The following is a 25,144-nucleotide window of genomic DNA, read 5'->3' on the forward strand; positions in this document are numbered from 1 at the left end:
CCCGCGCCTCGTTGCGGCCCAGTTGGGTCAAGGCTCTTTCCGCGTCTGGCCGCCCGCAAGCTTGTTGAAGAAGGACGATGTGCGCAGAAGGCTGCGAAACCGCATCGACCTTTCCTCGGTTGGAACGGGTTTGCGCGCAGTCATGCGCCGGATCGTATAGGCCATGAAGAGCGCCAGGATTGCTGCCGTATACATGAAAAGCACCGGCGGTTCGAAGATCTCGAGCAGGAAGGATGCGAGGAGCGGCCCGATGATGGCTCCGAGCGACCAGAAGAAGAGCATCCCGGCGGAAACCAGAGCATGCTGGCCTTCGGCCGCATGGTCGTTGGCATGCGCGGAGCAGAGCGAGAAGAGCGGCATCGCGAACGCGCCGAAGGCGAAGATGCCGGCGAAGTTCAACCACTCGTCGCTCCCGGCGATGAAGGCGAGGAAGAGCCCCGCGAGAAGGGAGCCGAAGGTGGCGATCAGGATGATCAGCCTGCGGTCGATCCGGTCGGAGTAATACCCCAGCGGATATTGAAGCACGACGCCGCCGATGATGCCGGCACTCATGAAGGTGGCGATCGCCGTCACCGAAAGGCCGATCTCCTGCGCATAGATAGGGCCGAGCGAGCGGAACGCGGCGTTGGTGAGGCCGACGACGATGCAGCCGATGGTGGCCAGCGGCGAGATGTTCCAGAGCGCCTTCACGTCGAAGCGTATCGCTTCCGGTGCAACCGGGCTCGACCGGTCGGCAAAGGAGATCGGCACGAGCGAAAGCGTCAGCGCCATAGAGATGATGGCGAAAAGCTCGAAGCCGCCGATTCCGATGCCGGGAATTGCATATTGTGCAGCCGTCACCGAGCCGAGATCGACGAGGCGATAGATCGAAAGGGTGCGCGCGCGGTTGCCGTTGGTGACGCTGGCATTCAACCAGCTCTCGACCGTAGCGAAGAGGCTCGCGAAGCAGATGCCGGCGACGAGCCGCATCAGGAACCAGAACCACGGATCGATGACCAGCACCATGGCGATCGCAGCGGCGGAAGCGATGGCTGCCATCGCCGAAAAGGTGCGGATATGACCGATCGCCCTCAGGATGCGGGTGACGTAGACGCAGCCGATTGCAAAGCCGACATTGTAGCCGGCGCCGATCACGCCGATCAGCGAGGTCGAGAAGCCTTCTTCGAGCGCTCTTAAGGAAATGAACGTGCCCTGCAACCCGTTGCCGCCGATCAGAATGCCTGCGGTGACGAGCAGCGGGATGAGCGGGCGAATCTGGGACATGGAACAGAAGGCATCCGATTGCGGCCGCGACTCGCGCGATACGCGACCCTTGCCCCTGTTTAACCGTGGTTGACGCGCGGGAACAGTAGCAATTTGTGACCACTCGTGTCCAAATTTGCGCGGTACCCCTCGCGGCCGTGGTCGACGCGGGCAACTTGCAAGGCCGGGCCGGCGCTCCTGCCGCCGGCGCGCCGCGGCCTTGACAAAACCGGCGCATCATGCGCTTTTCCGCCCGACTTTGACCTGCCGCCCTGCGCCGTTCTGCGAGCTGCGCGGCCTTTAAGCAATTCCGGGACTATACGATGCACCGTTACCGCAGCCACACCTGTGCCGCCCTCCGCAAGTCGGATGTCGGCTCCACCGTTCGCCTTTCCGGCTGGGTTCACCGCGTCCGCGATCACGGCGGTGTGCTCTTCATCGACCTGCGCGACCATTATGGCATGACCCAAGTCGTCGCCGATCCGGATTCGCCGGCCTTCAAGACCGCCGAGACCGTGCGCGGCGAATGGGTCATTCGCGTCGACGGTGCCGTCAAGGCGCGCACCGACGATACGGTCAACAAGAACATGCCCACCGGCGAGGTCGAACTCTATGCCCGCGAGATCGAGGTCCTCTCGGCCGCCAAGGAACTGCCGCTGCCGGTGTTCGGCGAGCCGGACTATCCGGAAGACGTGCGCCTGAAATACCGCTTCCTGGATCTCCGCCGCGAGACGCTGCACAAGAACATCGTCAGGCGCACCGAGATCATCGCCGCCATGCGCCGGCGGATGGGCGACATCGGCTTCACCGAATATACGACGCCGATCCTGACGGCCTCTTCGCCGGAAGGTGCGCGTGACTTCCTGGTGCCGAGCCGCATCCACCCTGGCAACTTCTATGCGCTGCCGCAGGCGCCGCAGCAGTACAAGCAGCTTCTGATGGTCGCCGGCTTCGACCGTTACTTTCAGATCGCGCCCTGTTTCCGCGACGAGGATCCGCGCGCCGACCGGCTGCCCGGCGAGTTCTACCAGCTCGACCTCGAAATGAGCTTCGTCGAGCAGGAAGACGTCTGGGACGCCATGGAGCCGATGATCCGGGCGATCTTCTCGGACTTCGCCGGCGGCAAGCCGGTGACCGACAAGTTCCCGCGCATTCCCTACGACACGGCGATCCGCAAATACGGTTCCGACAAGCCGGATCTGCGCAACCCCATCGAGATGCAGGAAGTCACGCAGCATTTCGCCGGATCCGGCTTCAAGGTCTTCGCCAACATGATCGCCTCCAATCCGAAGGTGGAGATCTGGGCCATTCCCGCCAAGACCGGCGGCTCCCGCGCATTCTGCGATCGTATGAACGCCTGGGCCCAGAGCCAGGGTCAGCCGGGTCTCGGCTACATCTTCTGGCGCAAGGAGGGCGAGAAGCTCGAAGGCGCCGGTCCGCTGGCCAAGAATATCGGCGAGGAACGAACCGACGCGATCCGCACGCAGCTCGGCCTCGAAGATGGCGACGCCTGCTTCTTCGTGGCCGGCGAGCCCGCGAAGTTCTACAAATTCGCCGGCGAGGCTCGCACCAGGGCCGGCGAGGAACTGAACCTCGTCGACCGAGATCGCTACGAGCTGTGCTGGATCGTGGACTTCCCGTTCTATGAATGGAACGAGGAGGAAAAGCGTGTCGACTTCGCCCACAACCCCTTCTCGATGCCGCAGGGCGGTCTGACCGCGCTTTCGAGCGACGATCTCCTGTCGATCAAGGCGTTCCAGTACGACATGGTCTGCAACGGCTTCGAGATCGCCTCGGGCTCGATCCGTAACCAGTCGCCGGAACTGATGGTCAAGGCTTTCGAGAATGTGGGCCTGAGCCAGGCCGACGTCGAAGAGCGGTTCGGCGGTCTCTACCGTGCGTTCCAGTACGGTGCCCCGCCGCATGGCGGCATGGCCTTCGGCATCGACCGCATCGTCATGCTGCTCGTCGGCGCCAAGAACCTGCGCGAGATTTCGCTGTTCCCCATGAACCAGCAGGCCCAGGATCTGCTGATGGGCGCGCCTTCTCAGGCGACGCCTGCACAACTCAGGGAACTCTCGATCCGACCGATCCCTCAGAAGAAGGATTGATCTTCTTCGAGACCGAACGACCCGGCGATGATCTCGCCGGGTTTTTCTTTGGTCCGGTTCCTTGTTTCGAAGCGCGGGAGGAGAGTGTCCCCGAACGCGACCCGTGACGCTCGCCTTGACAGCGGATGTTTCGAGGCGTTTCCTTTCCGTGCAAACCATCGGTTGGAGGGGAACAATGATCAAGACCGTCAAGGATCTGCTCGCGGAAGCAAACGGTGCAGTCCCGAAATTGTCTCCCGCCGAGGCGGCCGAGAAGATGCGAGCCGGTGATGTGTTGATCGTGGACGTCCGTGATCCGACAGAAGTCCAGCAAACCGGCAGGATCAAGGGGGCGGTAAACGTCTCGCGGGGCATGCTGGAGTTTCGGGCAGACCCGGAAAGCCAGTACCACAATCCGGTCTTTCAGAAGGACAAGACCATCCTTCTGCATTGTGCCTCCGGCGGCCGTTCCGCTCTTGCGGGCAAGACCCTGCAGGACATGGGATATTCGGACGTCTACAACATCGGCGGCTTCAAGGATTTGGCCGAGGCGGGCATCGATACAGAACCGGCGTGAGCGCGCACATCGAGCCGAACTTCGCCCCTCGTAGGCCTCGCAAGTAGGCGAAGGCGCCTCGCGGGGCGCTCCGCCTTCGGCATCCGTTGCTGGCGCTCGCCGCCTGCGTCGCCGTGGACGCTTCTCAGAAGTCCATTCCGCCGCCAGGCGGCATCTGCGGCTGAGCGTCCTTCTGCGGTTTCTCGGCGATCATCGCTTCCGTCGTCACGAGGAGACCGGCGATGGAGGCAGCGTCCTGAAGCGCGGCGCGCACGACCTTCGCGGGATCGATCACGCCCATTTGGAAGAGATCGCCGAATTCCCCGGTCTGTGCGTTCCAGCCAAAGGCGAAATCCTGTTTCTCGCGGAGCTTCCCGACGATAATCGATCCCTCGGCGCCGGCGTTTTCGGCGATCTGACGCGCGGGTGCCTCGATCGCGCGCCGGACGATCTCGATGCCCACGCGCTGGTCGTCATTGGCGGTCGCAAGACCGTTGAGCGCACTCACGACACGCAGCAGCGCTACTCCGCCGCCGGGCAGAATGCCTTCCTCGACCGCCGCGCGCGTTGCATGCAGCGCATCGTCGACCCGGTCCTTCTTCTCCTTGACCTCGACTTCGGTCGAGCCGCCGACGCGGATGACGGCGACGCCGCCCGCGAGCTTGGCAAGCCGCTCCTGCAGCTTCTCCCGATCATAGTCCGAGGTCGTGTCCTCGATCTGCGCCTTGATCTGTGCGACGCGGCCGCCGATGTCCTCCTTCGATCCGGCGCCGTCGACGATCGTCGTCGTCTCCTTTTCCACCATGATGCGTTTCGCACGGCCGAGGGTGTCCATCGTGGCGTTTTCGAGCTTGATCCCGAGTTCCTCGGAAATCACGGTGCCGCCGGTCAGGATCGCGATATCTTCCAGCATGGACTTGCGACGGTCGCCGAAGCCCGGGGCCTTTACCGCAGCGATCTTCAGGCCGCCGCGAAGCTTGTTGACGACCAGGGTGGCGAGCGCCTCTCCCTCGACATCTTCGGCAATGATCAGGAGCGGCTTGCCGGATTGGACGACGGATTCGAGTATCGGGATCATCGCCTGCAGGTTGGAGAGCTTCTTCTCGTGAAGCAGGATATAGGCGTCTTCCAGCTCCACCCTCATCTTTTCCTGATTGGTGATGAAATAGGGGGACAGATATCCCCGATCGAATTCCATTCCCTCGACGACTTCGAGTTCGATCTCGGCGGTCTTGGCCTCCTCGACGGTGATCACGCCCTCATTGCCGACCTTTTCCATTGCTTCGGCCAGGTAGCGGCCGATCTCGGCATCGCCATTGGCCGAAATCGTCGCCACCTGGGCGATTTCGGCATTTTTGGATACCTTGCGGGCATTGTTCCTGAGTTCCTTGACGATAGCCTCGACGGCAAGATCGATGCCGCGCTTCAGATCCATCGGGTTCATTCCCGATGCGACGGCCTTGGCGCCCTCCCTGACGATAGCCTGCGCGAGTACGGTGGCCGTGGTGGTGCCGTCACCGGCGATGTCGCTGGTGCGCGACGCCACTTCGCGCAGCATCTGCGCGCCCATGTTCTCGAACTTGTCCTCGAGCTCGATTTCCTTGGCGACCGAAACCCCGTCCTTGGTGATCCGCGGTGCACCGAAGGACCTGTCGATGACGACGTTCCGTCCCTTCGGTCCCAGAGTCACGCGCACCGCGTTGGCCATGATGTCGACCCCGCGCAGCATCCGATCGCGGGCATCGCTGGTGAATTTGACTTCCTTGGCAGCCATTTATGCCTCCCTCCACACGGAATTCCCGAATGTCTTCGTGCCTCTTTCGCGTTCCGCCGGCACGCTCCTCCTGGAGCGCCGCGTGTCGGCGGGGAGCAGGGCATGCCGTGCTCCCCGCCGATTGCATTCACTCCTCGTCGTCGGCGGGCGTCAGGATATCGATCAGCGCCGCAACGCGGCCGGCCGGAAGGTGGCGGCCTTCGCCGATCAGCGCCTCGTCGTTGTTGACCCATGCTATTGCTTCGGCAAGTTCACTCGCGGTCGCGCCCGTCGCGAGAAGTTCAGCCATCAGCGTTTCGTCGACAGGGCCGAGGATGGCGGTGATATCCGAATGCTTCAGTCCCATGGCGTCCTCCTTCCGCTTGGTCGGTCGGGAATGCGCAAACTGTCGGCACGCAAAAAATAGATAGGCGATCGCGTGCGAGCATCAAGCATGCATCATATCATCGATCGAGCGGATGAAAAAAACCCCGGCGACAAGGCCGCCGGGGTCAGCATGTGGCCGCGCCATAAGCGCGATCAGTCGTTCGCCGTCACCTTGACCCCGAGCACGGACGGGACGGTGTTTGGAGCCCCCATTGCAGCACCCATGATCATCGGGAACGGCACGGGCTTTTCCGGCTCAGCGCTGATCGTCAGGCTCTTCGGATTGTCGAGAAAGGCGCTGACGGCGCTGGAGACCTGGTTCTGCAGCTCCGGGATATTGAGCTGCGCCATCATGATCGGCACGAGCCCCTTCAGCGATTGCGCCAACTGTTCGCCGGTGACGCCCTGCTGGCTGCCGGCGTAGTCGAGCGCCTTTTTCGTGATCGATGCATCGTCGAAGCGGATCGAGGCGCTATTGAAGGTAAGCTGCTGCATCAGGCCGAGCATCGCCAGTGCCATCGCCTGATCGGCTTCCTTCTTGTTCGGGTTGGCCTCAGCCGCTTGGGCTGCCTCCTGCAACGACTTCATGAATTGCAGCGTATAGCCGGACAAGTCCATGGCGATATTCAGCCGGCCGACATTCTTGAAGTCCAGCGCGTATTCGTCGAGGGCAAGGTTGCCGGTTTCCAATTCCCAACTGCCCTTCATCGTGACTCCGCCATCGAGCGTCGTCAGCCCAAGCTTCTCGACCGCCTCCTTGGTCTTGGCATCCTCGATTTGCGACAGATCCGCCTTGATTCCGGCAAGCGTCGCGTCGAAGTCGAAGCCCGCGTCGTTTTCCTGCCGCGTCAGATTGGTTTCCGTGCTTTCGGCGGTGAAGACGTTCTTGCCTTTGACGTTTACGGTCATAGGGCCGGTGCCGGCTGTTTCGTAAAGCAGGATGTCATCGATCGTGGTACCGGCCGCGTTGCCCGGAATGGACAGGCCGCCGATAGAGATGTCCTTGACCGAGAAGCTTGAATCCTTGTCACTGACAGCGATATCCGGGAAGGAGACGGTTTCGGCATAGTAGCCGCCGTCCTTTTCCTCGACGCCTTCGAACGTCACTTCGCCTATGTCGATGGACGTGCCGGGCTTTGCCACCACCTGCAGCTTCATGCCGGTGACCGTCACCACGTCGCCGTCGGCCTCCGCCTTGTCGTATGTCACCGAAGTGCCGTTGGGCGACGTCGCCGCATTGAGCTTTTGCATCATGTCCGCGCCGTCCAGGGCCATGGCCGGTCCGGCGAGGGTAAGGAGGGCGGCGCTGGCCAGCATCAGGCGGACTTTGCGCGTATGCATCATCGGAGTTCCTTGTGAGATTGTTCTGATTGCGTCGATCATGCCGGGACGATACGCAAGCGCCGTTCTGCCGCCAAGTGCAAACTCGTGCGGGGGCGGGGCAGGGATCACCCGCCGGTGACGTTCTCCACAGTGGCATAGCCCGGAATTCTTGCCGTCCCGCGCCTGTTGAGGTAGCAAGGACATATGGGACAAAGCCTTTTGCCGCCGTCTGGCGGGGACGACAACATTCAGCCGGTTGACCTGAAGGCGGCGCTGGAAGAGCGTTATCTCGCCTATGCGCTGTCGACCATCATGCACCGCGCGCTGCCGGACGTTCGCGACGGCCTGAAGCCGGTCCATCGCCGGATCATTCATGCCATGAGCGAGATGGGCCTGCGGCCCAATTCCTCGTTCAAGAAATGCGCCCGCATCGTCGGCGACGTCATCGGTAAGTTCCACCCGCATGGCGACCAGTCGGTCTATGATGCGCTGGTGCGCCTGGCGCAGGACTTCTCCCAGCGCTATCCGGTCGTCGACGGCCAGGGCAACTTCGGCAATATCGACGGCGATAACGCTGCCGCCTACCGTTACACCGAAGCGAAAATGACCGAGGTCGCAGCCCTCCTCCTGGAGGGGATCGACCAGGACGCGGTCGATTTCCGCCCGACCTACAACGAGGAGGACCAGGAGCCGACCGTGCTTCCCGGTGCCTTCCCGAATCTGCTCGCCAACGGCGCGTCCGGTATCGCCGTCGGCATGGCGACCTCCATCCCGCCGCACAATGCGCATGAACTCTGCGACGCGGCGCTCCATCTCATCAAGCATCCGGGTGCGACGGTGGAGGATCTGCTGTTCGATCCGGCCAATCCGCAGCGCGGCGGCATCGAAGGGCCGGATTTCCCGACCGGGGGCGTGATCGTCGAGAGCCGCGCCAGCATGGCCGAGTCCTACCGGACCGGCCGCGGCGGTTTTCGGGTCCGGGCACGCTGGGCGGTAGAGGATCTTGGGCGCGGCGGCTACCAGATCGTCGTCACCGAAATTCCCTATCAGGTCCAGAAGTCCCGCCTGATCGAAAAGATCGCCGAACTGCTCATAGCGCGCAAACTGCCGCTTCTCGAGGACATCCGGGACGAATCGGCCGAGGACGTCCGCGTCGTGCTGGTGCCGAAGAGCCGCTCGGTCGATGCCAATATCCTGATGGAATCGCTCTTCAAGCTTACCGAACTCGAGAGCCGCATTCCGCTGAACATGAATGTGCTGTCGATGGGCCGCGTACCGCGCGTCATGGCGCTCAACGAGGTGCTCAGCGAATGGCTGGCGCACCGCCGGGAGGTCCTGCAGCGGCGCTCGCGCCACCGGCTCGCCGCAATCGATCGGCGGCTCGAGATCCTCGGCGGCTATCTTATCGCTTATCTCAACATCGACGAGGTCATCCGCATCATCCGCGAGGAGGATGAGCCGAAGGCCGTGATGATCGAGCGCTTCGGGCTCACCGATGTCCAGGCCGAAGCGATCCTCAACATGCGGCTGCGATCGTTGCGCAAGCTCGAAGAATTCGAGATCCGCACCGAATTCGACGCGCTGTCGAAAGAGAAGGCGGAAATCGAGGCGTTGCTCGCCTCTGGTGACAAGCAGTGGCAGGCGGTCGCCTGGGAGATCGGCGAGGTCAAGAAGAAATTCGCCAAGGCGACCGAACTCGGTAAGCGCCGCAGCACCTTCGCCGACGCGCCCGACGCGGATGTCGAAGCCATTCAGCAGGCGATGATCGAAAAAGAGCCGATCACCGTCGTCATCTCGGAGAAAGGCTGGATCCGGGCCTTGAAGGGGCACATCGCCGATACGTCTTCGCTCCAGTTCAAGGATGGCGATGGCCTGAAGGTTTCGTTTCCCGCGCAGACGACGGACAAGATCCTCATCTTCACGACGGGCGGCAAGGCCTACACGCTTGGCGGCGACAAGCTGCCCGGCGGGCGGGGCCACGGAGAACCCTTGCGCATCATGGTCGATATGGAGAACGACCAGGACGTGCTGACGGCCTTCGTGCACGATCCGGCACGCAAGCTCATCGTCTCTTCCACGGCCGGCAATGGCTTCGTCGTTACCGAGAGCGATATCGTGGCCAATACGCGCAAGGGCAAGCAGGTGATGAACGTCACCATGCCCGACGAGGCCAAGCTCGTCGTTCCGGTCAAGGGCGATCATCTCGCCGTCGTCGGCGAGAACCGCAAGATGCTCGTCTTCCCGCTGGTCCAGGTTCCCGAAATGGCGCGCGGCAAGGGCGTGCGTCTCCAGGGCTACAAGGATGGCGGTGTTTCCGATATCCGTTCTTTCGCAATCGCCGAAGGGCTTAGCTGGGAAGACAGCGCCGGCCGTGTCTTCACCAAGACCAAGGACGAATTGATCGAGTGGATGGGTGATCGCGCCGGCGCCGGCAGGGTCGTCCCGAAGGGCTTCCCACGGAGCGGCAAGTTCAGCGGCTAGATCGGTAACACCGGGCTTGCAAGGGCGGAGCGTTCGTGGATCAATGTTGGTGGATAGCGCGGGCCGGTGTCCTCGCTATCCCGAATGTCGCTGTAATTCCTTGATCTCCTGCATGTCCCTTAGATCGGCTCCGATTCGGGCAACCATGCGGCGGCGAGATGAACGCGATGACCTCGGCTCTTGACGATACATTGCTGGCGCTGGCCGATCCGATGCGCCGCCGCATATTCGAAGTCCTGTTTGCCGGCGAGACGCCTGCGGCGAGTATCGCTGCGGCCATCGGCATCGGGCAGGACGTCCTTTCGGGGCATCTGGCCGTTCTGGAGACAGCCGGGTTGGTTGCCCGGCGGTGGAAGGGCGGGAAAGAACTCGTCAAGGCCGATCCTGCGCCGCTCGAGATTGCCGCGGAGTGGATCGACACCAATCGCGAGCTCTGGGCGATGCAGTCGCAGATGCAGGAATCCTCCAGAGATGAAGGGTCGCCCGAACAGCGATAGGAGCCCGGACAGCGACGTAAAGTCGTCGCTTCGCATCCTCGGTGCAAAGCGCCTCTCCTCCGGCAGGCGGATGAGGCGCTATCCTATCCCGCAATTTCCACGCAGGCGATGCGCGCCCTGGCCGCCTTGATCCGCATCTGCCAAAACGAATGGCCGAGCAAAGCGAGAATGAGGATCGTGCCGCCGAGGAGCGTTCGGTTCGTCGGCGTCTCGGCAAAGACGATCCATACCCAGATCGGCGCCAGAATGGTCTCCAGCAGGTAGAACATGCCGACTTCCGGCGCGGAAAGGTAGCGCGGCCCCGTCGCCAGACAGAAGAAGGCAAGCGGGATCATCACCAGTCCGTTGAAGAGGATGTAGGCGGGTTCGGCGATCGTGAGGCCGCCGGACGGCAAAAGCATGAAGCCGGCGATCGCCGGGAAGATCGCCGTTGTCAGCGGCACGAGCGACATGTCGCGGCCGCTGGCGCGGCTGATCGTGATCGCGCTTGCGAGCAGGAAGGCCGAGGATGCCGCCATCGCGTCGCCGAAGAGATGCCCGCTTTCGAGTCCGTCGCTGACGATCACACCGACGCCGACGAGCATGACCGCCATCGTCAGGGAGGTGGCGTTGGAGGGGCGCTCCCCAAGGAATATCCAGGAGAGGATCGCCGCGAACATCGAAGTGAACGCCAGGATGAAAACGACGTTCGCGGTCGACGTATTGAATACGGCGAGCAGGAAAGTGAAGGAGTTGATGCCGTAGAAGAGACCGGCGATCAGGCCGGCCTTTCCCGGGATCAGGGCGACACGGCGGCCGAGCAGGCGGTTGATCACCACCCATGTGGCGAGCGCGGCGAGGAAGGTCGAGAGGCTGCGCACGGCAAGGATCGACCAGACCTCGCCATCTGCCGACCGGATCAGCGGAATGTCGAAGGAGAGCGCAAGGCCGCCGAGGCCGGTGATGGCAAGGCCGCGCCGGTGCCGGGCGGCGTCAGTGGATGGGGTCAATTTTCAATCCGTGGCGGGTTTGGTGGAATCGTGCTCGCCAGAATAGCGCTCCCAGCCGCGGGCCATAAGGTGCTCTTGCGGCAAAAACTTTGTCTTATACCCCATTTTGCGCGATCCCTTGACCCAGTAGCCGAGATAGACATGCGGCAGACCGCGTTCCTTCGCCCGGCGGATATGATCCAGAATCATGTAGGTGCCGAGGGAGCGCTCGGAGAGAGCCGGATCGAAGAAGGAATAGACCATGGAGAGACCGTCGCTCATCCGGTCTGTGAGCGCCGTGGCGACCAGGGGGCCTCGCGCCTTGTCGTTGATGCCGTCGCCTTCGACCCGCAACCGGTACTCGATGATCTTCGTGTGCACATGGGTATCCTCGACCATCATCGCATAGTCGAGCACCGACATGTCGGACATGCCGCCTTTCTGATGGCGACAGTCGAGATAGCGCCGGAAGAGATTGTACTGCTCGCTCGATGGCTCGGCCGGATATTCCGCGGATACGATGTCGCCATTGGTCGCAAGCACGCGCCGCATGGATCGCGTCGGCGCGAATTCGTTGGCGAGTATGCGCACGGAAATGCACGCCCGGCAGGTCTCGCAGGCGGGGCGGTAGGCGATGTTCTGCGAGCGGCGGAAGCCGCCCTGCGTCAGCAGGTCGTTGAGCTCCGGCGCCCGCTCTCCCACCATATGCGTGAATACCTTCCGTTCCATCTGGTTCGGCAGATAGGGACAGGCTGCCGGTGCGGTCAGGTAGAATTGAGGAGACGGTGCGGTCTGCGTGTTCATCGAGCGGGCGGATCACTCTTCGTGCGGTTGCTCATCGTAATAGCATGGCCGAAGAATGGAAAACGTCAACACACTCGTTCGGCGTAACGGTCCCGTCAGTACATGTCGCGCCGAACGGCCACGGTGCCGATCAGCAGGTCGTGCAACAGCCGGCCACGGTCGGTGAAGAGGCCGATCAGCAGGATGAGCGGCGTCAGCAGCGCATTGGCGATCCAGAATATCGCCAGATGGACGATTGCCGTCAGGAAATCCATTGGCCGACCGTCCGTCCGGGCGATCGCCACGCCCATGATCCTCATACCGGGTGATGCCTGCTCGCGGCCGCCGACGGTCAGTCCGAAATAGAGCATCGCCACCAAAGCGAAGAGGACCGGGTAGAGGAGAAAGCCGAGGCCGAGCGTCAGTATGCCGAGGAAAAAGACCACGACGGCCGCCGGTATCCACAGCAGCGCGACGATCAGGTAATCGATGATGAAAGCGAATATCCTGCGTGACAATACGCCCTGGTAGGCGCGCCAGTCCTCGCTCGGAAGCCTCAGTTCTTCATTATGCATGCTCATGCGCGTGCCCCAAAATTGCTATCCACCCAAAATATGGGGAGCGAATGCGGTAAAACAATGCACTGGCCGGTCTGCTGCCGGCGTCAGCGTTTCGCAAGAATGCGAGCTACGTCGACGGCAAAGTAGCTGAGGATACCGTCGCAACCGGCTCGCTTGAAGGCGAGCAGCGTCTCAAGCATCACCCGCTCCCCGTCGATCCAGCCATTGGCGGCGGCTGCCTTGATCTGCGCGTATTCGCCGGAAACCTGATAGGCGAAGACGGGCAGGCCGAAGGCTTCCTTCATCCGCCAACAGATATCGAGATAGGGCAGACCGGGCTTCACCATCAGCATGTCCGCGCCTTCCTCCACATCGAGTGCCGCATCGCGGATCGCCTCCGTGCCGTTCGACGGATCGATGTAATAGGTCTTCTTGTCGCCCTTGAGCAGACCGCCCGTGCCGATCGCCTCTCGATAAGGGCCATAGAAGGCGGAGGCGAATTTCGTCGCATAGGACATGATCCCGACATTCTGGTGGCCGGCGGCGTCGAGCGCCTCGCGGATCGCGCCGATCCGCCCGTCCATCATGTCCGAGGGCGCGATGATGTCGGAGCCGGCGTCGGCCTGAATGACCGCCGCCCTGGCGATCGCCTCCACCGTCTCGTCGTTGACGATCTCGCCGCCCCGCAGGATGCCGTCGTGCCCGTGGCTGGTGAACGGATCGAGCGCGACATCGGTGATGATCCCGATGTCGGGTACGGCCTTTTTGATCGCCCGCGTCGCCTGATTGATCAGATTGTCGGCATTGAGGCTGTCGGAACCGGTCTCGTCGCGAAGCGCCATGTCGATATTGGGGAAGGTGGCGATAGCCGGGATGCCGAGGCCGGCCGCCTCCTTGGCCGCTTCGACCGCCTTGTCGACGCTCATGCGGTTGACGCCCGGCATCGCAGCGATCGGCTCGGCGATGCCGCTGCCGGGCACGACGAAGATCGGCCAGATCAGGTCGTCCACCGTCAGGCTGCTCTCCCGGACCAGCCGGCGTGTCCAATCCGCCTTGCGGTTGCGGCGCATGCGGCGGTGTCCGGTGATCCTGTCCACAAGATTTGTCCTGTCGTTCATCGCGCCGCGTCCCTCTTTCCTGATCGTGCGTGAAGGCGGTTTATCACGCGCCTTCAGGGGTTGAAAACCCGCATCGCCCGCCATTGGCCTGCGGCATTTCTTCCGCCCGTCGAGTACATCGCGGCGCATTCCCGTCCTTCGCGCTGGTGGTTCGCAGACGCCCGGCCTATCTTGCCGGGCATGCTTCATGATTCTGTTCACGTGCCCAAACCGTCGCTCACCGAGGTGTTCTTCGCCTGGTTCCTGCGCCTGGTCGGCGCGTCCTGCTTCTGGTTCGCATTGAGCTATTGGGCCATGCTGATCGGCTTTTCCCATAGCGGCGCGGGCCGTTTCGATCTTCTGTCGCCGGAGTGGCGCGCGGCCGCCACGGCCCTTGCAGTCGTCTACCCGGTCGCCGCCATCGGGCTCTGGCTTCTGGTCTCCTGGGGGCCGGTCGTCTGGGTGGTTGCCGCCGCGACGGAGATCGCCATGGACAAGTTCTATCCCGGCATCCTCGGCCACCGTCCGTTGCTGATCGTGCTCCACGGATCGGTCGCCGTCACCTTCGTGCTCTTCCGCGCGGCACTGCTCTATCAGCGGCTGCGCCAGGTGCGGAAGGTAAGGGTTGATTCACCCTGAGACAGGCTCGGTCGGCGGTAAGTTCATGTTAAGGCTGCGGTTTAAGTAGAATTTTATACGTATTCGATAGGGTCTCACTCAAGGCGGGAAGACAAAGAGACACCGCCAAACGAAACAGTGAGGCACGAAAATGAACACCAAGATGAAGCCGCAGGTTGTTGCGCCCAGAGACCCGCAGGAAGAAACCATCCGTGGTCTCTACATGGAATCCCTCCACCTCGTCGAGCGCCTGCATCGCCGCCTGCTCGACGTCATCAAGGACGAGTTCGACCGGCAGGGCCGCAGTGACGTCAATGCCGTCCAGGCTCTGCTGCTGTTCAACATCGGCAACTCCGAACTGACCGCCGGCGAACTTCGCTCCCGCGGTTACTATCTGGGCTCGAACGTTTCCTACAACGTCAAGAAACTCGTCGATCTCGGTCTGATCAACCACCAACGCTCGCGTGTCGACCGCCGTTCGGTTCGCATCAGCCTCACGGAAGACGGGCAGGAGATCGCCGAAACCGTCGCCAAGCTTTATGAGCGCCACATCGGTTCGATCCAGAAGGTCGGCGGGATCGGCAGCGACGAGTTCACCCAGATGAATAAGCTCCTGCAGCGTCTCGACCGCTTCTGGAACGATCAAATCCTCTATCGCCTTTAATCGGGCGTACCCCCTCCAGTCTCAAGGGTCGGGCGCAATCCCTGCGTGTCCGACCTTTGCTGTATTTCACGCCATGGAGTTGCAGCGCCACGCCCCGCCGGCGGCGCGGAGACACGAATTGGCCATATTGCTGTGACAGCGACGCTTGGGTGCGGCAGGTGCGCGATTGCGTCCATGTGACGGAAGTCGGTTGCGCGGCTCGCCTGCCGGGGCGGCTCTTGTTCGCGGGAACGTGAAGCGATTTGAGGGCCGGGTGGCACGCGGGTTTACCTTTGTTAACCATAGCCGTGCTAATGCATGTCGCCCAGAAGCGCACATCGGTTTTGGGACGCGACTTGCATGAATGCAAAGACGTAAAGCGCATCGCGTAATGCGCTTTAGGGCTCGGGCAGCGCGCTTCTGGCGCATTGAGACGGTGGGACTATGTCGAAAAAGAACGGAATTGATGCTTTCTCGCGCCGCGCATTTCTGCGCTCGGCCGCAACCTTCGGTGCCGCCGCATGGGCAGGCGCCGCCGGCGCCCAGGATGCGCTGAACGAAATCATCAATTCGCCGCGCCGCGGCTCCTGGGACGACCAGTTCGATGCGAAGGCGTCGCGAACGGCTACTGCGGTCCTCTCCAACACGCCGGTTTTCGGCCCTGAAACGATCGCACATTTGCAGCAGGCGATCTACGATTATCAGCAGATCGCATCCGCCGGAGGCTGGCCGATGGTCACGCCTGCGAGCACCCAAAGGCTCGAAATCGGCGTTACCGATCCTTCCGTCCGGCAGTTGCGTCAGCGCCTGATGATCTCCGGCGATCTGCCGCAGTCTGCCGGCATTTCCTCTTCCTTCGACTCCTACGTCGACGGCGCGGTCAAGCGCTTCCAGGCGCGCCACGGCCTTCCGGCCGACGGCGTGATCGGCGAATATTCCCTGAAGGCCATGAACGTCGACGCCTCGACCCGGCTCGCCCAGCTCGAAACAAACCTCGTACGGCTCCAGTCGATGTCCGGCGACCTCGGACGGCGTTACGTCATGGTCAACATCCCTGCGGCCTATATCGAAGCAGTGGAGAACGGCCGCGTCGCATTGCGCCATACGGCCATCGTCGGCAAGATCGACCGCCAGTCGCCGATCCTCAATTCAAAGATCTACGAGGTCATCCTCAACCCGTACTGGACGGCGCCGCGCTCGATCATCCAGAAGGACATCATGCCGCTGATGCGCAAGGATCCGACCTATCTCGAGCGCAACGCGATCCGCCTTCTCGACGGCAACGGCAACGAAGTGTCGCCGGAAACCATCGACTGGCAGGCCGAGAAGGCGCCGAATCTGATGTTCCGCCAGGACCCCGGCAAGATCAACGCTATGTCCTCGACGAAGATCAACTTCCACAACGAGCACGCCGTCTACATGCACGACACGCCGCAGCAGGGCCTGTTCAACAAGCTGATGCGCTTCGAATCGTCCGGCTGCGTGCGCGTCCAGAACGTGCGCGACCTCTCCACCTGGCTGCTCAAGGAAACGCCCGGCTGGGCGCGTCAGCAGATCGAGGCGACGATCAAGTCCGGCGTCAACACGCCGATCAAGCTTGCCGAAGAGGTCCCGGTCTACTTCACCTATATAACCGCCTGGTCGGCAAAAGACCGTGTCGTCCAGTTCCGCGACGATATCTACCAGCGTGACGGTGCGGCCGAACTCGCGCTGCAAACGACGACGGGGATCGAGCAATCTGCCGGTCCCATCGACGCAGACGCCCTGCCGCAATAAGCAGAGAAGCCGCATTCCTCATCACAGGCCGCGCGTTCCACGAACGCGCGGCTTTTTCAATTGGAGACGGCTGTGCGAACCCGGCGCGGCGGATGGCGGAAATGACGCAATCCGCATAGCGGATATTGCTCTCCGCGTGCGAGGAAGCTAAAGAACAGCCACCCTTCAGAGGAGCCTCGAGCCGATGCTTTCACAGACCAACGACGCTTTCTTCACCCGCTCTCTTGCCGACAGCGATCCGGAGATCTTCGGTGCGATCGAGAAGGAGCTGGGTCGCCAGCGCCATGAGATCGAGCTGATCGCCTCCGAGAACATCGTTTCACGGGCCGTGCTCGAGGCGCAGGGCTCGATCATGACCAACAAATACGCCGAGGGTTACCCGGGCAAGCGCTATTACGGCGGCTGCCAGTATGTCGATATCGCCGAGGAACTCGCGATCGAGCGCGCCAAGAAGCTCTTCGGCGTCAACTTCGCCAACGTTCAGCCGAATTCGGGCTCGCAGATGAACCAGGCGGTCTTCCTGGCGCTGCTGCAGCCGGGCGACACCTTCATGGGCCTCGACCTCAATTCCGGCGGCCACCTGACGCATGGGTCCCCGGTGAACATGTCGGGCAAATGGTTCAACGTCGTTTCCTACGGCGTGCGTCAAGACGATCACCTTCTCGACATGGACGAGGTCGCCAAGAAGGCGCGCGAGCAAAAGCCGAAGCTGATCATCGCCGGCGGAACGGCCTATTCCCGCATCTGGGACTGGAAGCGCTTCCGCGAGATCGCCGACGAGGTGGGCGCGTGGCTGATGGTCGACATGGCGCACATTGCCGGTCTCGTGGCCGGTGGCCAGCATCCGTCGCCGTTCCCGCATTGCCACGTTGCGACGACCACCACGCACAAGTCCCTGCGCGGGCCCCGCGGCGGCATGATCCTTACCAATGACGAGGAAATCGCCAAGAAGATCAATTCCGCGGTCTTCCCCGGCCTCCAGGGTGGTCCGCTGATGCACGTGATTGCCGCCAAGGCAGTCGCGCTTGGCGAGGCGCTGCAGCCCTCCTTCAAGGATTATGCGGCCCAGGTCGTCAAGAACGCCCGCACCCTTGCCGAAACCTTGAAGGCCAACGGACTCGACATCGTCTCGGGCGGTACCGACAACCACCTGATGCTGGTCGACCTGCGCAAGAAGAACGCGACCGGCAAGCGTGCCGAAGCTGCTCTCGGCCGTGCCTACGTCACCTGCAACAAGAACGGCATTCCCTTCGACCCCGAAAAGCCCTTCGTCACATCCGGCGTGCGCCTCGGTGCACCGGCCGGTACGACGCGCGGCTTCAAGGAGGCGGAGTTCAAGGAGATCGGCGAACTGATCGTCGAGGTGCTCGACGGTCTCAAGGTCGCCAATTCCGACGAGGGCAATGCCGCAGTCGAGGCTGGCGTGCGCGAGAAGGTGATCAAGCTCACCGACCGCTTCCCCATGTACGGCTATATGTGATCGGACGGCTGCATGCGCTGCCCCTATTGCGGTTCCGAAGACAGTCAGGTGAAGGATTCCCGTCCGGCAGAGGACGGGAACGCCATTCGCCGCCGCCGCATCTGCCCGGATTGCGGCGGCCGCTTCACGACCTTCGAGCGGGTGCAGCTGCGTGAGCTGATGATCATCAAGAAGACCGGTCGGAAGGTTCCTTTCGACCGGGATAAGCTGCTGCGCTCCTTCGAGATCGCGCTTCGCAAGCGCCCGGTGGATCGCGACCGGATCGAACGGGCGGTGTCGGGCATCGTCCGCCGGCTCGAAAGCTCGGGCGAAACCGAAATTCCCTCGGAGGAAATCGGCCTTCAGGTGCTCGAGGCGTTGAAGAGCCTCGACGACGTTGCCTTCGTGCGCTACGCGTCTGTCTATCGCGATTTCTCCCATGCGGAAGATTTCGAAAAGGTGATTGCCGAGATAAGCGCCAAGATTGCCCGCGACCCGGGCGAATAGGCCGGAGACCACGGGGTATGGGCGAGCCGACACGTGAAGACGAACGTTTCATGGCTGCGGCGCTGCGGCTTGCAAGACGCAATCTCGGCCTGACTTCCACCAATCCCTCGGTCGGCTGCATCATTGTCAACGAAGGGACGATCGTCGGCCGCGCCGTGACCGCCCCGGGCGGGCGGCCGCATGCGGAAACACAGGCGCTTGCGGAGGCGGGCGAACAGGCGAGGGGAGCCACCGCCTATGTCACCCTCGAACCCTGTTCGCATCATGGCAAGACCCCGCCCTGCGCGGATGCGCTGATCGCTTCGGGGATCGCCCGTGTCGTCGTTTCCATCCTCGATCCCGACGAACGCGTTGCCGGCCGCGGGGTGGTGATGCTTCGCGATGCGGGGATCGCCGTCGACATCGGCACGCTCCATGAAGAGGGCGGGCGCGTGCTCGAGGCCTACCTTATGCGTCAGCGGAAGAAACGTCCGCATGTGACTCTGAAACTTGCGGTTTCCGCCGATGGCATGATCGGCCGGAGAGGCGAGGGGCAGGTGAGGATTTCCGGTGCCGTCGCTCGCGCCCAGGTGCAGATATTGCGAGCCGAGACGGACGCGATTCTTGTGGGTATCGGTACGGCCGTTGCCGACGATCCGCAACTCACGGTGCGGCTCCCGGGACTGGAGGAGCGCTCTCCGATCCGGATCGTGCTCGACCGCCGTCTCGATCTGCCGCTTGAGTCGAAATTGGTCCGCACGGCGCGCGACGTTCCGCTGATTGTGGTTGCGGGTGATGCAGGATTCCCTTCTCCCCGCATATGGGGAGAAGGTACCCGAAGGGCGGATGAGGGGCAGCCAGGCGGCGCGCAGATGCCTCTCTCTGCGCTCGCGGAGAGAGAGGTCGATTACGACGCCAGGCGAGCTGGCCTCGAAGCGGCAGGAGCCGAGCTGCTGAACGCCGATACCATCCCCGACCTCCTGGCCGCACTTGCGTCCCGGGGCATTTCCTCCCTGCTCGTGGAGGGTGGGGCCCGGGCGGCGCGTTCGTTTCTCGATGCGGATCTGGTGGACCGAATCCTGCTCTTCACCTGCCCGCCGGCGATTGGCGCAGGCGGCATTCCATCCCCATTTCAGAGGACGTCGGTGCCGGAGGGCTTCTCGCTTCGCCGCGCGGCGCGCTACGGCGACGATCTGTTCGAGGACTATGAGAGAGAAAGCTGAATGTTCACAGGCATCATCACCGATATCGGCACGGTCGAGAAAGCTTCACCCCTCAAGGAAGGCATCAAGCTTCGTGTCGCCACCAATTACGACCCTCAGACCATCGATCTCGGCGCCTCCATCGCCCATGCCGGCATCTGCCTGACCGTCACGTCACTGCCGGAAGCGGGCAGCAACGAGCGCTGGTTCGAGGTCGAGGCATGGGAGGAAGCGCTGAGGCTGACGACGATCGCCGACTGGCAGGAGGGGACGCGCATCAATCTCGAGCGCTCGCTGAAGATCGGCGACGAACTGGGCGGCCACATCGTGTCCGGCCATGTCGACGGCAAAGCGGAGATCCTCGCAGTCGAAGCGGAGGGGGAAGCCGTGCGCTTCCGCCTCAGGGCACCCGAACATCTCGCGAAATTCGTCGCGCCCAAGGGCTCGGTGGCGCTCGACGGAACGTCGCTCACCGTGAACAAGGTGGATGGCGTCGAGTTCGACGTATTGCTGATCCGTCATTCGCTCGAAGTGACGACCTGGGGCGAACGCAAGTCCGGCGATCTCGTCAATTTCGAGGTGGACACGATGGCGCGCTACGCGGCGCGATTGGCGGAATTCCCGGCTCCCAAGGAGGAATAACGTCCGGCCGAAAGAAATCGCCCGTCAAAAGAGCCCGCCCCCGAAAATGGGGGCGGACGAGATTGTCGGCAGCCGGCCGAAAACGTCAGCGCAGATAGATCGTCAGTCCGCCATCGGCCGCCTGCGTCGCCGCGGCGACGTTGTCGATTTCGACATTGCGTGCCCTGAGCGAAGCGAGCAGCGGTCTATTGGCTTCGACGGCGGCTCGCAATGCGGCCCGCTGCCCCGGTGTCGCCTCGTCGACCCGCATACGGGTCTGATTCAAACGGCTCAACGTGTCGACATCGACGACGCGGAAATTGTCGCCCTTGAAGGTGCGCACGGTCTGGTCGATCCGGTCCGGCCAGTTCATTTCGACGCTCGCCGCCTGGGAGATACCGGCGAAGGTAAGGGCGGAGAGGGTGGCGATGACGGAGATTTTCGCAATGCTGTTCATTGTCATGCTCCTTTGGTTTTGCGGCTGGCCCCGGTGACGATCGGTTCGTAGATCCGCCACGGCCTTTTGCTTCTCTGAGGCGCAGCCTGCAGGCCAGCACGGGTCGTTTACGGGTGATGTCACCCGCAGCGAAGAAGCTGGACCGTTTCGACTGGTTGGTACTGCGCCTTGTTGCGTCCGACTGGGATCTCGCGCCGTGCCAACGATCATGAAAGTGGACCGGAATGTGGCCGTTTCGGTGGCGTAAACGGCTGAAAATAATTAAGAATTGTTCATCTTTCCGCTTCTGCGATCCGCGCGGCGCCGTAGGAAACTTTCCTGGAAGTGCTTTAACGGCTGTTGAGAATGGGCCACCGCCGCCGCTTGTTTGATCGCCTCATTCCTGTGCTTGTCACAGGAATCCAGCCAGACCAAGTCCTTGGGCTGAAAAAACGCCTCCCGCGCCGCGGACGCGGCGCTGCTCTCATCCCTGTGACGAGCACGATGAGGAAGAGGAGAGGTTGCGGTCCTCCGAAAAGCTTCCTTCAGCGGAAAACCCCGCACACTTTTCCCGGTCTAAGCCTCCGATCCCCTCGGCCGCCTTTCGAACATGACCATCGGCCGGCCGTTATAGGTCGTGCGCCAGAATTCCTTGAAACCGTGTTTCAGGGCGACATTGATCGAAGCCTGGTTGCCCGGTTCGATGATGCAGGTCTTCCTCAGCACGGGAAACTGACGGTCGGCCCAGGCGAGGGCGGCGGTCACGGCTTCCGTCGCCAGTCCGCGGCCGTGGTTTTTCGGTGAAATCGCCCAGCCCGTCTCCATCGTTCCCTCCAGTGAGGGGGTGATCTGGCGATGCGCTTCGTGGAAGCCGGCCTCTCCGATAAAGGCGCCGCTTTGCTTGTCCTGGATCGCGAAGAAGCCGAAGCCGAAGTAGTGCCACATGCCGACCTGGCGCAGAAATCGCGTCCAGGACTGTTCGCGGGTGTACGGCACGCCGCCGGTATAGCGGGTCACTTCCTCGTCGCCGAAGAGTGCGCAATAGGAAGGAAAGTCGTCGCGCCGGTAGGGGCGCAGGAATAGCCGCTCGGTCTCGATCGTGGGGACGCTGTGCATTGTCGCTCCGCTTGTTCTGACAGGGGAAGGAGTAGAGTTCTCAGATGCCCGGTTCACCGTCCCAATAGTCGGCCGCCGAGGGCGCGCGGCCGATGAAGTCGAACGACGCCTGGCTTTCACCGGGACGCCGGGTCCGGGCAAGGAACTTGCCGGAGTCCGGATATTCGCAGATTTCGGTCGCTGCGATGGTTGAAATGGACAGGTATTTGAGCGGCACGGTGCCGGTATTGATGAGGTGATGCGCGGTCTCCTGGCCGCCAGCGGGGGCTCCGAGTATGTCGCCTGGCCCGACCGCATGGCGTTCGCTGCCGAAACGGTAGGTACCCTGCCCCTCGAGGATGATGAACAGCTCTTCTTCGACATGGTGGTTATGGAACGGACACCCGGATTTGCCGGGCGGAACCTCGCCGTAGCCTATGCCGATATCCTTGAGGCCGAGAAGCGACCCGAAAGAGACGTCGCTGGATTCGAAGAACGAACCACGGCGCCAGTGGTCGAGCTTCAGGTTCTTCGGATTGACGATGGGCCTTTGCGCGTCCGTCATCGCAGTCGTCCTCCTGGTCGCTTCGCATGCCCGGCTCGACCTCGCGGAATCGGGCTGGGCGCGGTTAAGGATTAGAGACAGTTGGCGCCGTTACAAGCGGGTTTGCTGTTCGGCTCCACCAATATCGAAGATTGCGGTAGGGCAAATGCCCTTCGGTTAACGGAATTTACTTGCCATTCCGTGCCGGGCATGGTTTGACCGCCGCCTGCACCGGCCAAGTCCGGTCCGAATTTTTCAAGACAGGTGATCCATGGCGAAGATCAAGCCCGTCCACATCCTGATTGTGGAAGCGCGTTTCTATGACGATATGGCCGACGCGCTCCTCGATGGAGCGAAACATGCGCTGGATGCGGCCGGCGCCACTTATGATATTGTGACGGTTCCGGGGGCACTGGAAATTCCCGCGGCGATCGCCATGGCGCTCGACGGCGCCGACGAAGGCGGGGCGGAATATGACGGCTTCGTTGCGCTCGGCATGGTGATCCGCGGCGAGACCTACCATTTCGACATCGTCGCCAACGAGTCCGCGCGCGCGCTGATGGATCTCGCCGTCAGCGAGAGCCTGGCGCTCGGCAACGGCATTCTGACGGTCGAAAACGACGATCAGGCCTGGGCACGGGCCCGCCGTACGGAAGGCGACAAGGGCGGATTCGCCGCGCGCGCCGCCCTAACCATGATTGAACTGAAGCAAAGATTGGGCGCAGAGAAGTGACGAACACCCCTTCGGATCAGCCGCTGAAACAGGTCAACCAGCGGGGCGCCGCGCGCCTTGCAGCCGTTCAGGCGCTTTATCAGATGGATGTCGGCGGGACCGGCGTCCTGGAGATCGTCGCCGAATACGAGGAACATCGCCTCGGCAAGGAACTGGACGGTGACACCTATCTCAGGGCAGACGCGTCCTGGTTTCGCTCGATCGTTGCGGGCGTCGTGCGCGACCAGCGCAAGCTCGATCCGTTGATCGGCTCGGCGCTACAGGACGATTGGGCGCTTTCCCGGCTCGATTCCACCGTTCGTGCAATCCTGCGCGCCGGCACCTTCGAGATACTGGAGCGAAAGGACGTGCCGGTTCCGGTGATCGTGACCGAATATGTCGAGATCGCCAAGGCCTTCTTCCAGGACGAAGAGCCGAAGCTCGTCAACGCCGTCCTCGACCGGATCGCCAAACAAGTTCGCGGCGACCAGAGAAAGTAAGCGGATGGCCACCGAGCCGGCAGAAATCGGAACGGTCCTCCGCGAGGCGCGTCGCAACGTGCAGTTGCTTACCGTTGCCCAGGCACTGCTCGGCGTTGTCGGGCCGATCAGTTTTGCCGTCGGTGGGGTTGCCGGCCACCAGTTGCTCGGCGAAGACAAGTCGCTCGCGACGGCGCCGCTCACCGCCTACAATCTCGGCATGGCGCTCGGCGTCGTGCTCGTTGCGGTGTTGTCGCGACTCGTTGGCCGGCGCTTCGCCTTCATCGCCGGTGCGTCGATCGCTGCGCTCGGCGGCGTGCTCGCCATGGCTGCACTGTTCCGGGAGAGTTTCTGGTTCTTCGCCTGCGGCCTCGCCGTGCTCGGCGCTTCCAACGGCTTTACGCAGAAGCTCCGCTTCGCCGCAGCCGACGCCTCGCCCTCCTTCTACAAGGCCAAGGCGATTTCCTGGATCCTGGGAGGCGGCATCGTCTCGGCGATCCTCGGACCGCAGATCGTCATCTTCGCGGGCGATTACTTTGCGCCCGTGTGGTTCGCGGGCGCCTTCGTCGCTCTCGTACCGGTCTGCATCGTCGCGCTCTTCTTCTTCGTGCCGCTGCGGCTGCCGGACCACACATCGGCATCGGCCCATCATGAGCAGCCTCCCGCGCGTCCGCTGCGCGAGATTGCGGGCAGCCAGCGTTTCATGACGGGAATGATCTGCGGGATTTCCAGCTATGTCCTGATGACCTTCATGATGACGGGCGCGCCCGTCGCCATGGTTGTCGGCTGCGGCTTTTCGAGCGATCTCGCGACGCTCGGAATCCAATGGCACGTGCTTGCGATGTTCGCTCCGAGTTTCGTGACGGGCTGGCTGATCAGCCGCTTCGGCGCCGAACGCATCGTCGCATGCGGTCTCCTCCTGCTGATGGCCTGCGCTGCCGTGGCTCACCTCGGTGTCGCACTCTGGAATTTCTGGGGGGCGTTGTCGCTGCTCGGCCTCGGCTGGAATTTCGGTTTCATCGGCTCCACGGCGATCGTCGCGCAGAGTTACCGGCCGCATGAGGCAGACAAGGTCCAGGGCTTTCACGACATCGTTCTCTTCTCAGCCGTCGCTTGTTCTTCCTTCGCGTCCGGCAAGGTGCTTTCCGCCTATGGTTGGGACATGCTGAGCGCGGTTGTCTGGCCAGTGGCCGGTTTTTGCCTTCTTCTCCTTCTCCCGCTCATGCGCGCGGGCAAGCAAGCCACCGCCTGAAAGCCGGTTTTATCCGAATGCCTCCCGGACCCTGAAAAGGCCGGCATGCGGGCAATTTCAGGGGCTTGACGATCCACATCGGCA

25 protein-coding genes are annotated in these 25,144 nt (G+C 62.6%); 14 read left to right on the forward strand and 11 right to left on the reverse strand.

Features of this window, described 5'->3' with window-relative positions; translation table 11 throughout:
* Window positions 1-27: 27 nt before the first annotated feature.
* The gene (locus AC6CIG_RS10980) at window positions 28-1,263 is read right to left on the reverse strand and encodes an MFS transporter (RefSeq protein WP_437408866.1); all 1,236 of its coding nucleotides are present in this window, start codon (window positions 1,261-1,263) and stop codon (window positions 28-30) included.
* Window positions 1,264-1,565: 302 nt separating this feature from the next.
* Between AC6CIG_RS10980 and aspS the strand changes: the two genes are divergently transcribed.
* Entirely contained in the window at window positions 1,566-3,353 is a 1,788-nt protein-coding gene (gene aspS, locus AC6CIG_RS10985) for an aspartate--tRNA ligase (RefSeq protein ID WP_018094709.1), read from the forward strand.
* 175 nt (window positions 3,354-3,528) lie between these two features.
* A complete protein-coding gene (locus AC6CIG_RS10990) occupies window positions 3,529-3,909 on the forward strand; it encodes a rhodanese-like domain-containing protein (RefSeq protein WP_018094711.1) in 381 nt (126 codons plus the stop codon).
* 124 nt (window positions 3,910-4,033) lie between these two features.
* On the opposite strand, the gene groL is transcribed toward AC6CIG_RS10990, so the two are convergent.
* The 3 genes from groL to AC6CIG_RS11005 all read right to left on the reverse strand — a co-directional run bounded on the left by groL (window position 4,034) and on the right by AC6CIG_RS11005 (window position 7,372).
* Window positions 4,034-5,662 carry a chaperonin GroEL gene (gene groL / locus AC6CIG_RS10995; RefSeq protein WP_018094712.1) on the reverse strand — a complete coding sequence of 543 codons (1,629 nt, stop codon included), beginning with the start codon at window positions 5,660-5,662 and terminating at the stop codon, window positions 4,034-4,036.
* A 127-nt stretch (window positions 5,663-5,789) separates the two neighbouring features.
* Window positions 5,790-6,008: a hypothetical protein gene (locus AC6CIG_RS11000; protein ID WP_100672147.1), complete on the reverse strand. Its 219-nt coding sequence runs from the start codon at window positions 6,006-6,008 to the stop codon at window positions 5,790-5,792.
* Window positions 6,009-6,181: 173 nt separating this feature from the next.
* A complete protein-coding gene (locus AC6CIG_RS11005; protein WP_018094714.1) occupies window positions 6,182-7,372 on the reverse strand; it encodes an aq_1923 C-terminal domain in 1,191 nt (396 codons plus the stop codon).
* A 183-nt stretch (window positions 7,373-7,555) separates the two neighbouring features.
* On the opposite strand from AC6CIG_RS11005, the gene parC reads away from it, so the two are divergent.
* Window positions 7,556-9,832 carry a DNA topoisomerase IV subunit A gene (gene parC, locus AC6CIG_RS11010; RefSeq protein ID WP_498322701.1) on the forward strand — a complete coding sequence of 759 codons (2,277 nt, stop codon included), beginning with the start codon at window positions 7,556-7,558 and terminating at the stop codon, window positions 9,830-9,832.
* Window positions 9,833-9,990: 158 nt separating this feature from the next.
* The gene (locus tag AC6CIG_RS11015; protein ID WP_127709352.1) at window positions 9,991-10,329 is read left to right on the forward strand and encodes an ArsR/SmtB family transcription factor; all 339 of its coding nucleotides are present in this window, start codon (window positions 9,991-9,993) and stop codon (window positions 10,327-10,329) included.
* Window positions 10,330-10,412: 83 nt separating this feature from the next.
* On the opposite strand, the gene AC6CIG_RS11020 is transcribed toward AC6CIG_RS11015, so the two are convergent.
* The 4 genes from AC6CIG_RS11020 to hemB all read right to left on the reverse strand — a co-directional run bounded on the left by AC6CIG_RS11020 (window position 10,413) and on the right by hemB (window position 13,758).
* Window positions 10,413-11,318: a DMT family transporter gene (locus AC6CIG_RS11020; RefSeq protein ID WP_437411663.1), complete on the reverse strand. Its 906-nt coding sequence runs from the start codon at window positions 11,316-11,318 to the stop codon at window positions 10,413-10,415.
* Window positions 11,319-11,321: 3 nt separating this feature from the next.
* The gene (locus AC6CIG_RS11025) at window positions 11,322-12,101 is read right to left on the reverse strand and encodes an arginyltransferase (RefSeq protein WP_018094718.1); all 780 of its coding nucleotides are present in this window, start codon (window positions 12,099-12,101) and stop codon (window positions 11,322-11,324) included.
* A 95-nt stretch (window positions 12,102-12,196) separates the two neighbouring features.
* On the reverse strand, window positions 12,197-12,661 hold the full coding sequence (locus AC6CIG_RS11030) for an RDD family protein (RefSeq protein ID WP_003529322.1): 465 nt from the start codon (window positions 12,659-12,661) through the stop codon (window positions 12,197-12,199).
* Window positions 12,662-12,744: 83 nt separating this feature from the next.
* The gene (gene hemB, locus AC6CIG_RS11035) at window positions 12,745-13,758 is read right to left on the reverse strand and encodes a porphobilinogen synthase (protein ID WP_026168572.1); all 1,014 of its coding nucleotides are present in this window, start codon (window positions 13,756-13,758) and stop codon (window positions 12,745-12,747) included.
* 180 nt (window positions 13,759-13,938) lie between these two features.
* Here hemB and AC6CIG_RS11040 point away from each other — a divergent pair, with 180 nt between their 5' ends.
* From AC6CIG_RS11040 to AC6CIG_RS11070, 7 genes are all read left to right on the forward strand, one after another.
* Entirely contained in the window at window positions 13,939-14,376 is a 438-nt protein-coding gene (locus AC6CIG_RS11040; RefSeq protein WP_437408868.1) for a DUF6163 family protein, read from the forward strand.
* Between the two features lie 130 nt (window positions 14,377-14,506).
* Window positions 14,507-15,019 carry a transcriptional regulator LdtR gene (gene ldtR, locus AC6CIG_RS11045; RefSeq protein WP_018094721.1) on the forward strand — a complete coding sequence of 171 codons (513 nt, stop codon included), beginning with the start codon at window positions 14,507-14,509 and terminating at the stop codon, window positions 15,017-15,019.
* 423 nt (window positions 15,020-15,442) lie between these two features.
* Entirely contained in the window at window positions 15,443-16,774 is a 1,332-nt protein-coding gene (locus AC6CIG_RS11050; protein WP_437408869.1) for a L,D-transpeptidase family protein, read from the forward strand.
* 184 nt (window positions 16,775-16,958) lie between these two features.
* The gene (glyA, locus tag AC6CIG_RS11055; RefSeq protein WP_018094723.1) at window positions 16,959-18,254 is read left to right on the forward strand and encodes a serine hydroxymethyltransferase; all 1,296 of its coding nucleotides are present in this window, start codon (window positions 16,959-16,961) and stop codon (window positions 18,252-18,254) included.
* A gap of 12 nt (window positions 18,255-18,266) precedes the next feature.
* Window positions 18,267-18,740: a transcriptional regulator NrdR gene (gene nrdR / locus AC6CIG_RS11060; RefSeq protein WP_003529310.1), complete on the forward strand. Its 474-nt coding sequence runs from the start codon at window positions 18,267-18,269 to the stop codon at window positions 18,738-18,740.
* Window positions 18,741-18,757: 17 nt separating this feature from the next.
* A complete protein-coding gene (gene ribD, locus AC6CIG_RS11065) occupies window positions 18,758-19,942 on the forward strand; it encodes a bifunctional diaminohydroxyphosphoribosylaminopyrimidine deaminase/5-amino-6-(5-phosphoribosylamino)uracil reductase RibD (RefSeq protein WP_437408870.1) in 1,185 nt (394 codons plus the stop codon).
* Complete coding sequence (locus tag AC6CIG_RS11070; RefSeq protein WP_437408871.1) at window positions 19,943-20,563, forward strand: riboflavin synthase; 621 nt, start codon at window positions 19,943-19,945, stop codon at window positions 20,561-20,563.
* Between the two features lie 85 nt (window positions 20,564-20,648).
* Here AC6CIG_RS11070 and AC6CIG_RS11075 read toward each other — a convergent pair whose 3' ends face one another.
* The 3 genes from AC6CIG_RS11075 to AC6CIG_RS11085 all read right to left on the reverse strand — a co-directional run bounded on the left by AC6CIG_RS11075 (window position 20,649) and on the right by AC6CIG_RS11085 (window position 22,638).
* Window positions 20,649-20,999 (reverse strand): hypothetical protein, encoded by a 351-nt coding sequence (locus tag AC6CIG_RS11075; RefSeq protein WP_018094726.1) that lies wholly within the window; start codon window positions 20,997-20,999, stop codon window positions 20,649-20,651.
* A gap of 555 nt (window positions 21,000-21,554) precedes the next feature.
* A complete protein-coding gene (locus AC6CIG_RS11080) occupies window positions 21,555-22,094 on the reverse strand; it encodes a GNAT family N-acetyltransferase (RefSeq protein WP_018094727.1) in 540 nt (179 codons plus the stop codon).
* Window positions 22,095-22,134: 40 nt separating this feature from the next.
* A complete protein-coding gene (locus AC6CIG_RS11085; RefSeq protein ID WP_127709338.1) occupies window positions 22,135-22,638 on the reverse strand; it encodes a cupin domain-containing protein in 504 nt (167 codons plus the stop codon).
* Window positions 22,639-22,888: 250 nt separating this feature from the next.
* On the opposite strand from AC6CIG_RS11085, the gene ribH reads away from it, so the two are divergent.
* The 3 genes from ribH to AC6CIG_RS11100 are packed head-to-tail and all read left to right on the forward strand — an operon-like array spanning window position 22,889 to window position 25,060.
* Window positions 22,889-23,350 (forward strand): 6,7-dimethyl-8-ribityllumazine synthase, encoded by a 462-nt coding sequence (gene ribH, locus AC6CIG_RS11090; protein WP_018094729.1) that lies wholly within the window; start codon window positions 22,889-22,891, stop codon window positions 23,348-23,350.
* Complete coding sequence (gene nusB, locus AC6CIG_RS11095) at window positions 23,347-23,829, forward strand: transcription antitermination factor NusB (protein WP_003529296.1); 483 nt, start codon at window positions 23,347-23,349, stop codon at window positions 23,827-23,829. Before ribH ends, nusB begins: the two co-directional genes overlap by 4 nt.
* A gap of 4 nt (window positions 23,830-23,833) precedes the next feature.
* The gene (locus AC6CIG_RS11100) at window positions 23,834-25,060 is read left to right on the forward strand and encodes an MFS transporter (RefSeq protein WP_437408873.1); all 1,227 of its coding nucleotides are present in this window, start codon (window positions 23,834-23,836) and stop codon (window positions 25,058-25,060) included.
* Window positions 25,061-25,144: the final 84 nt, after the last annotated feature.

Source organism: Sinorhizobium sp. GQ132 (assembly GCF_059758575.1).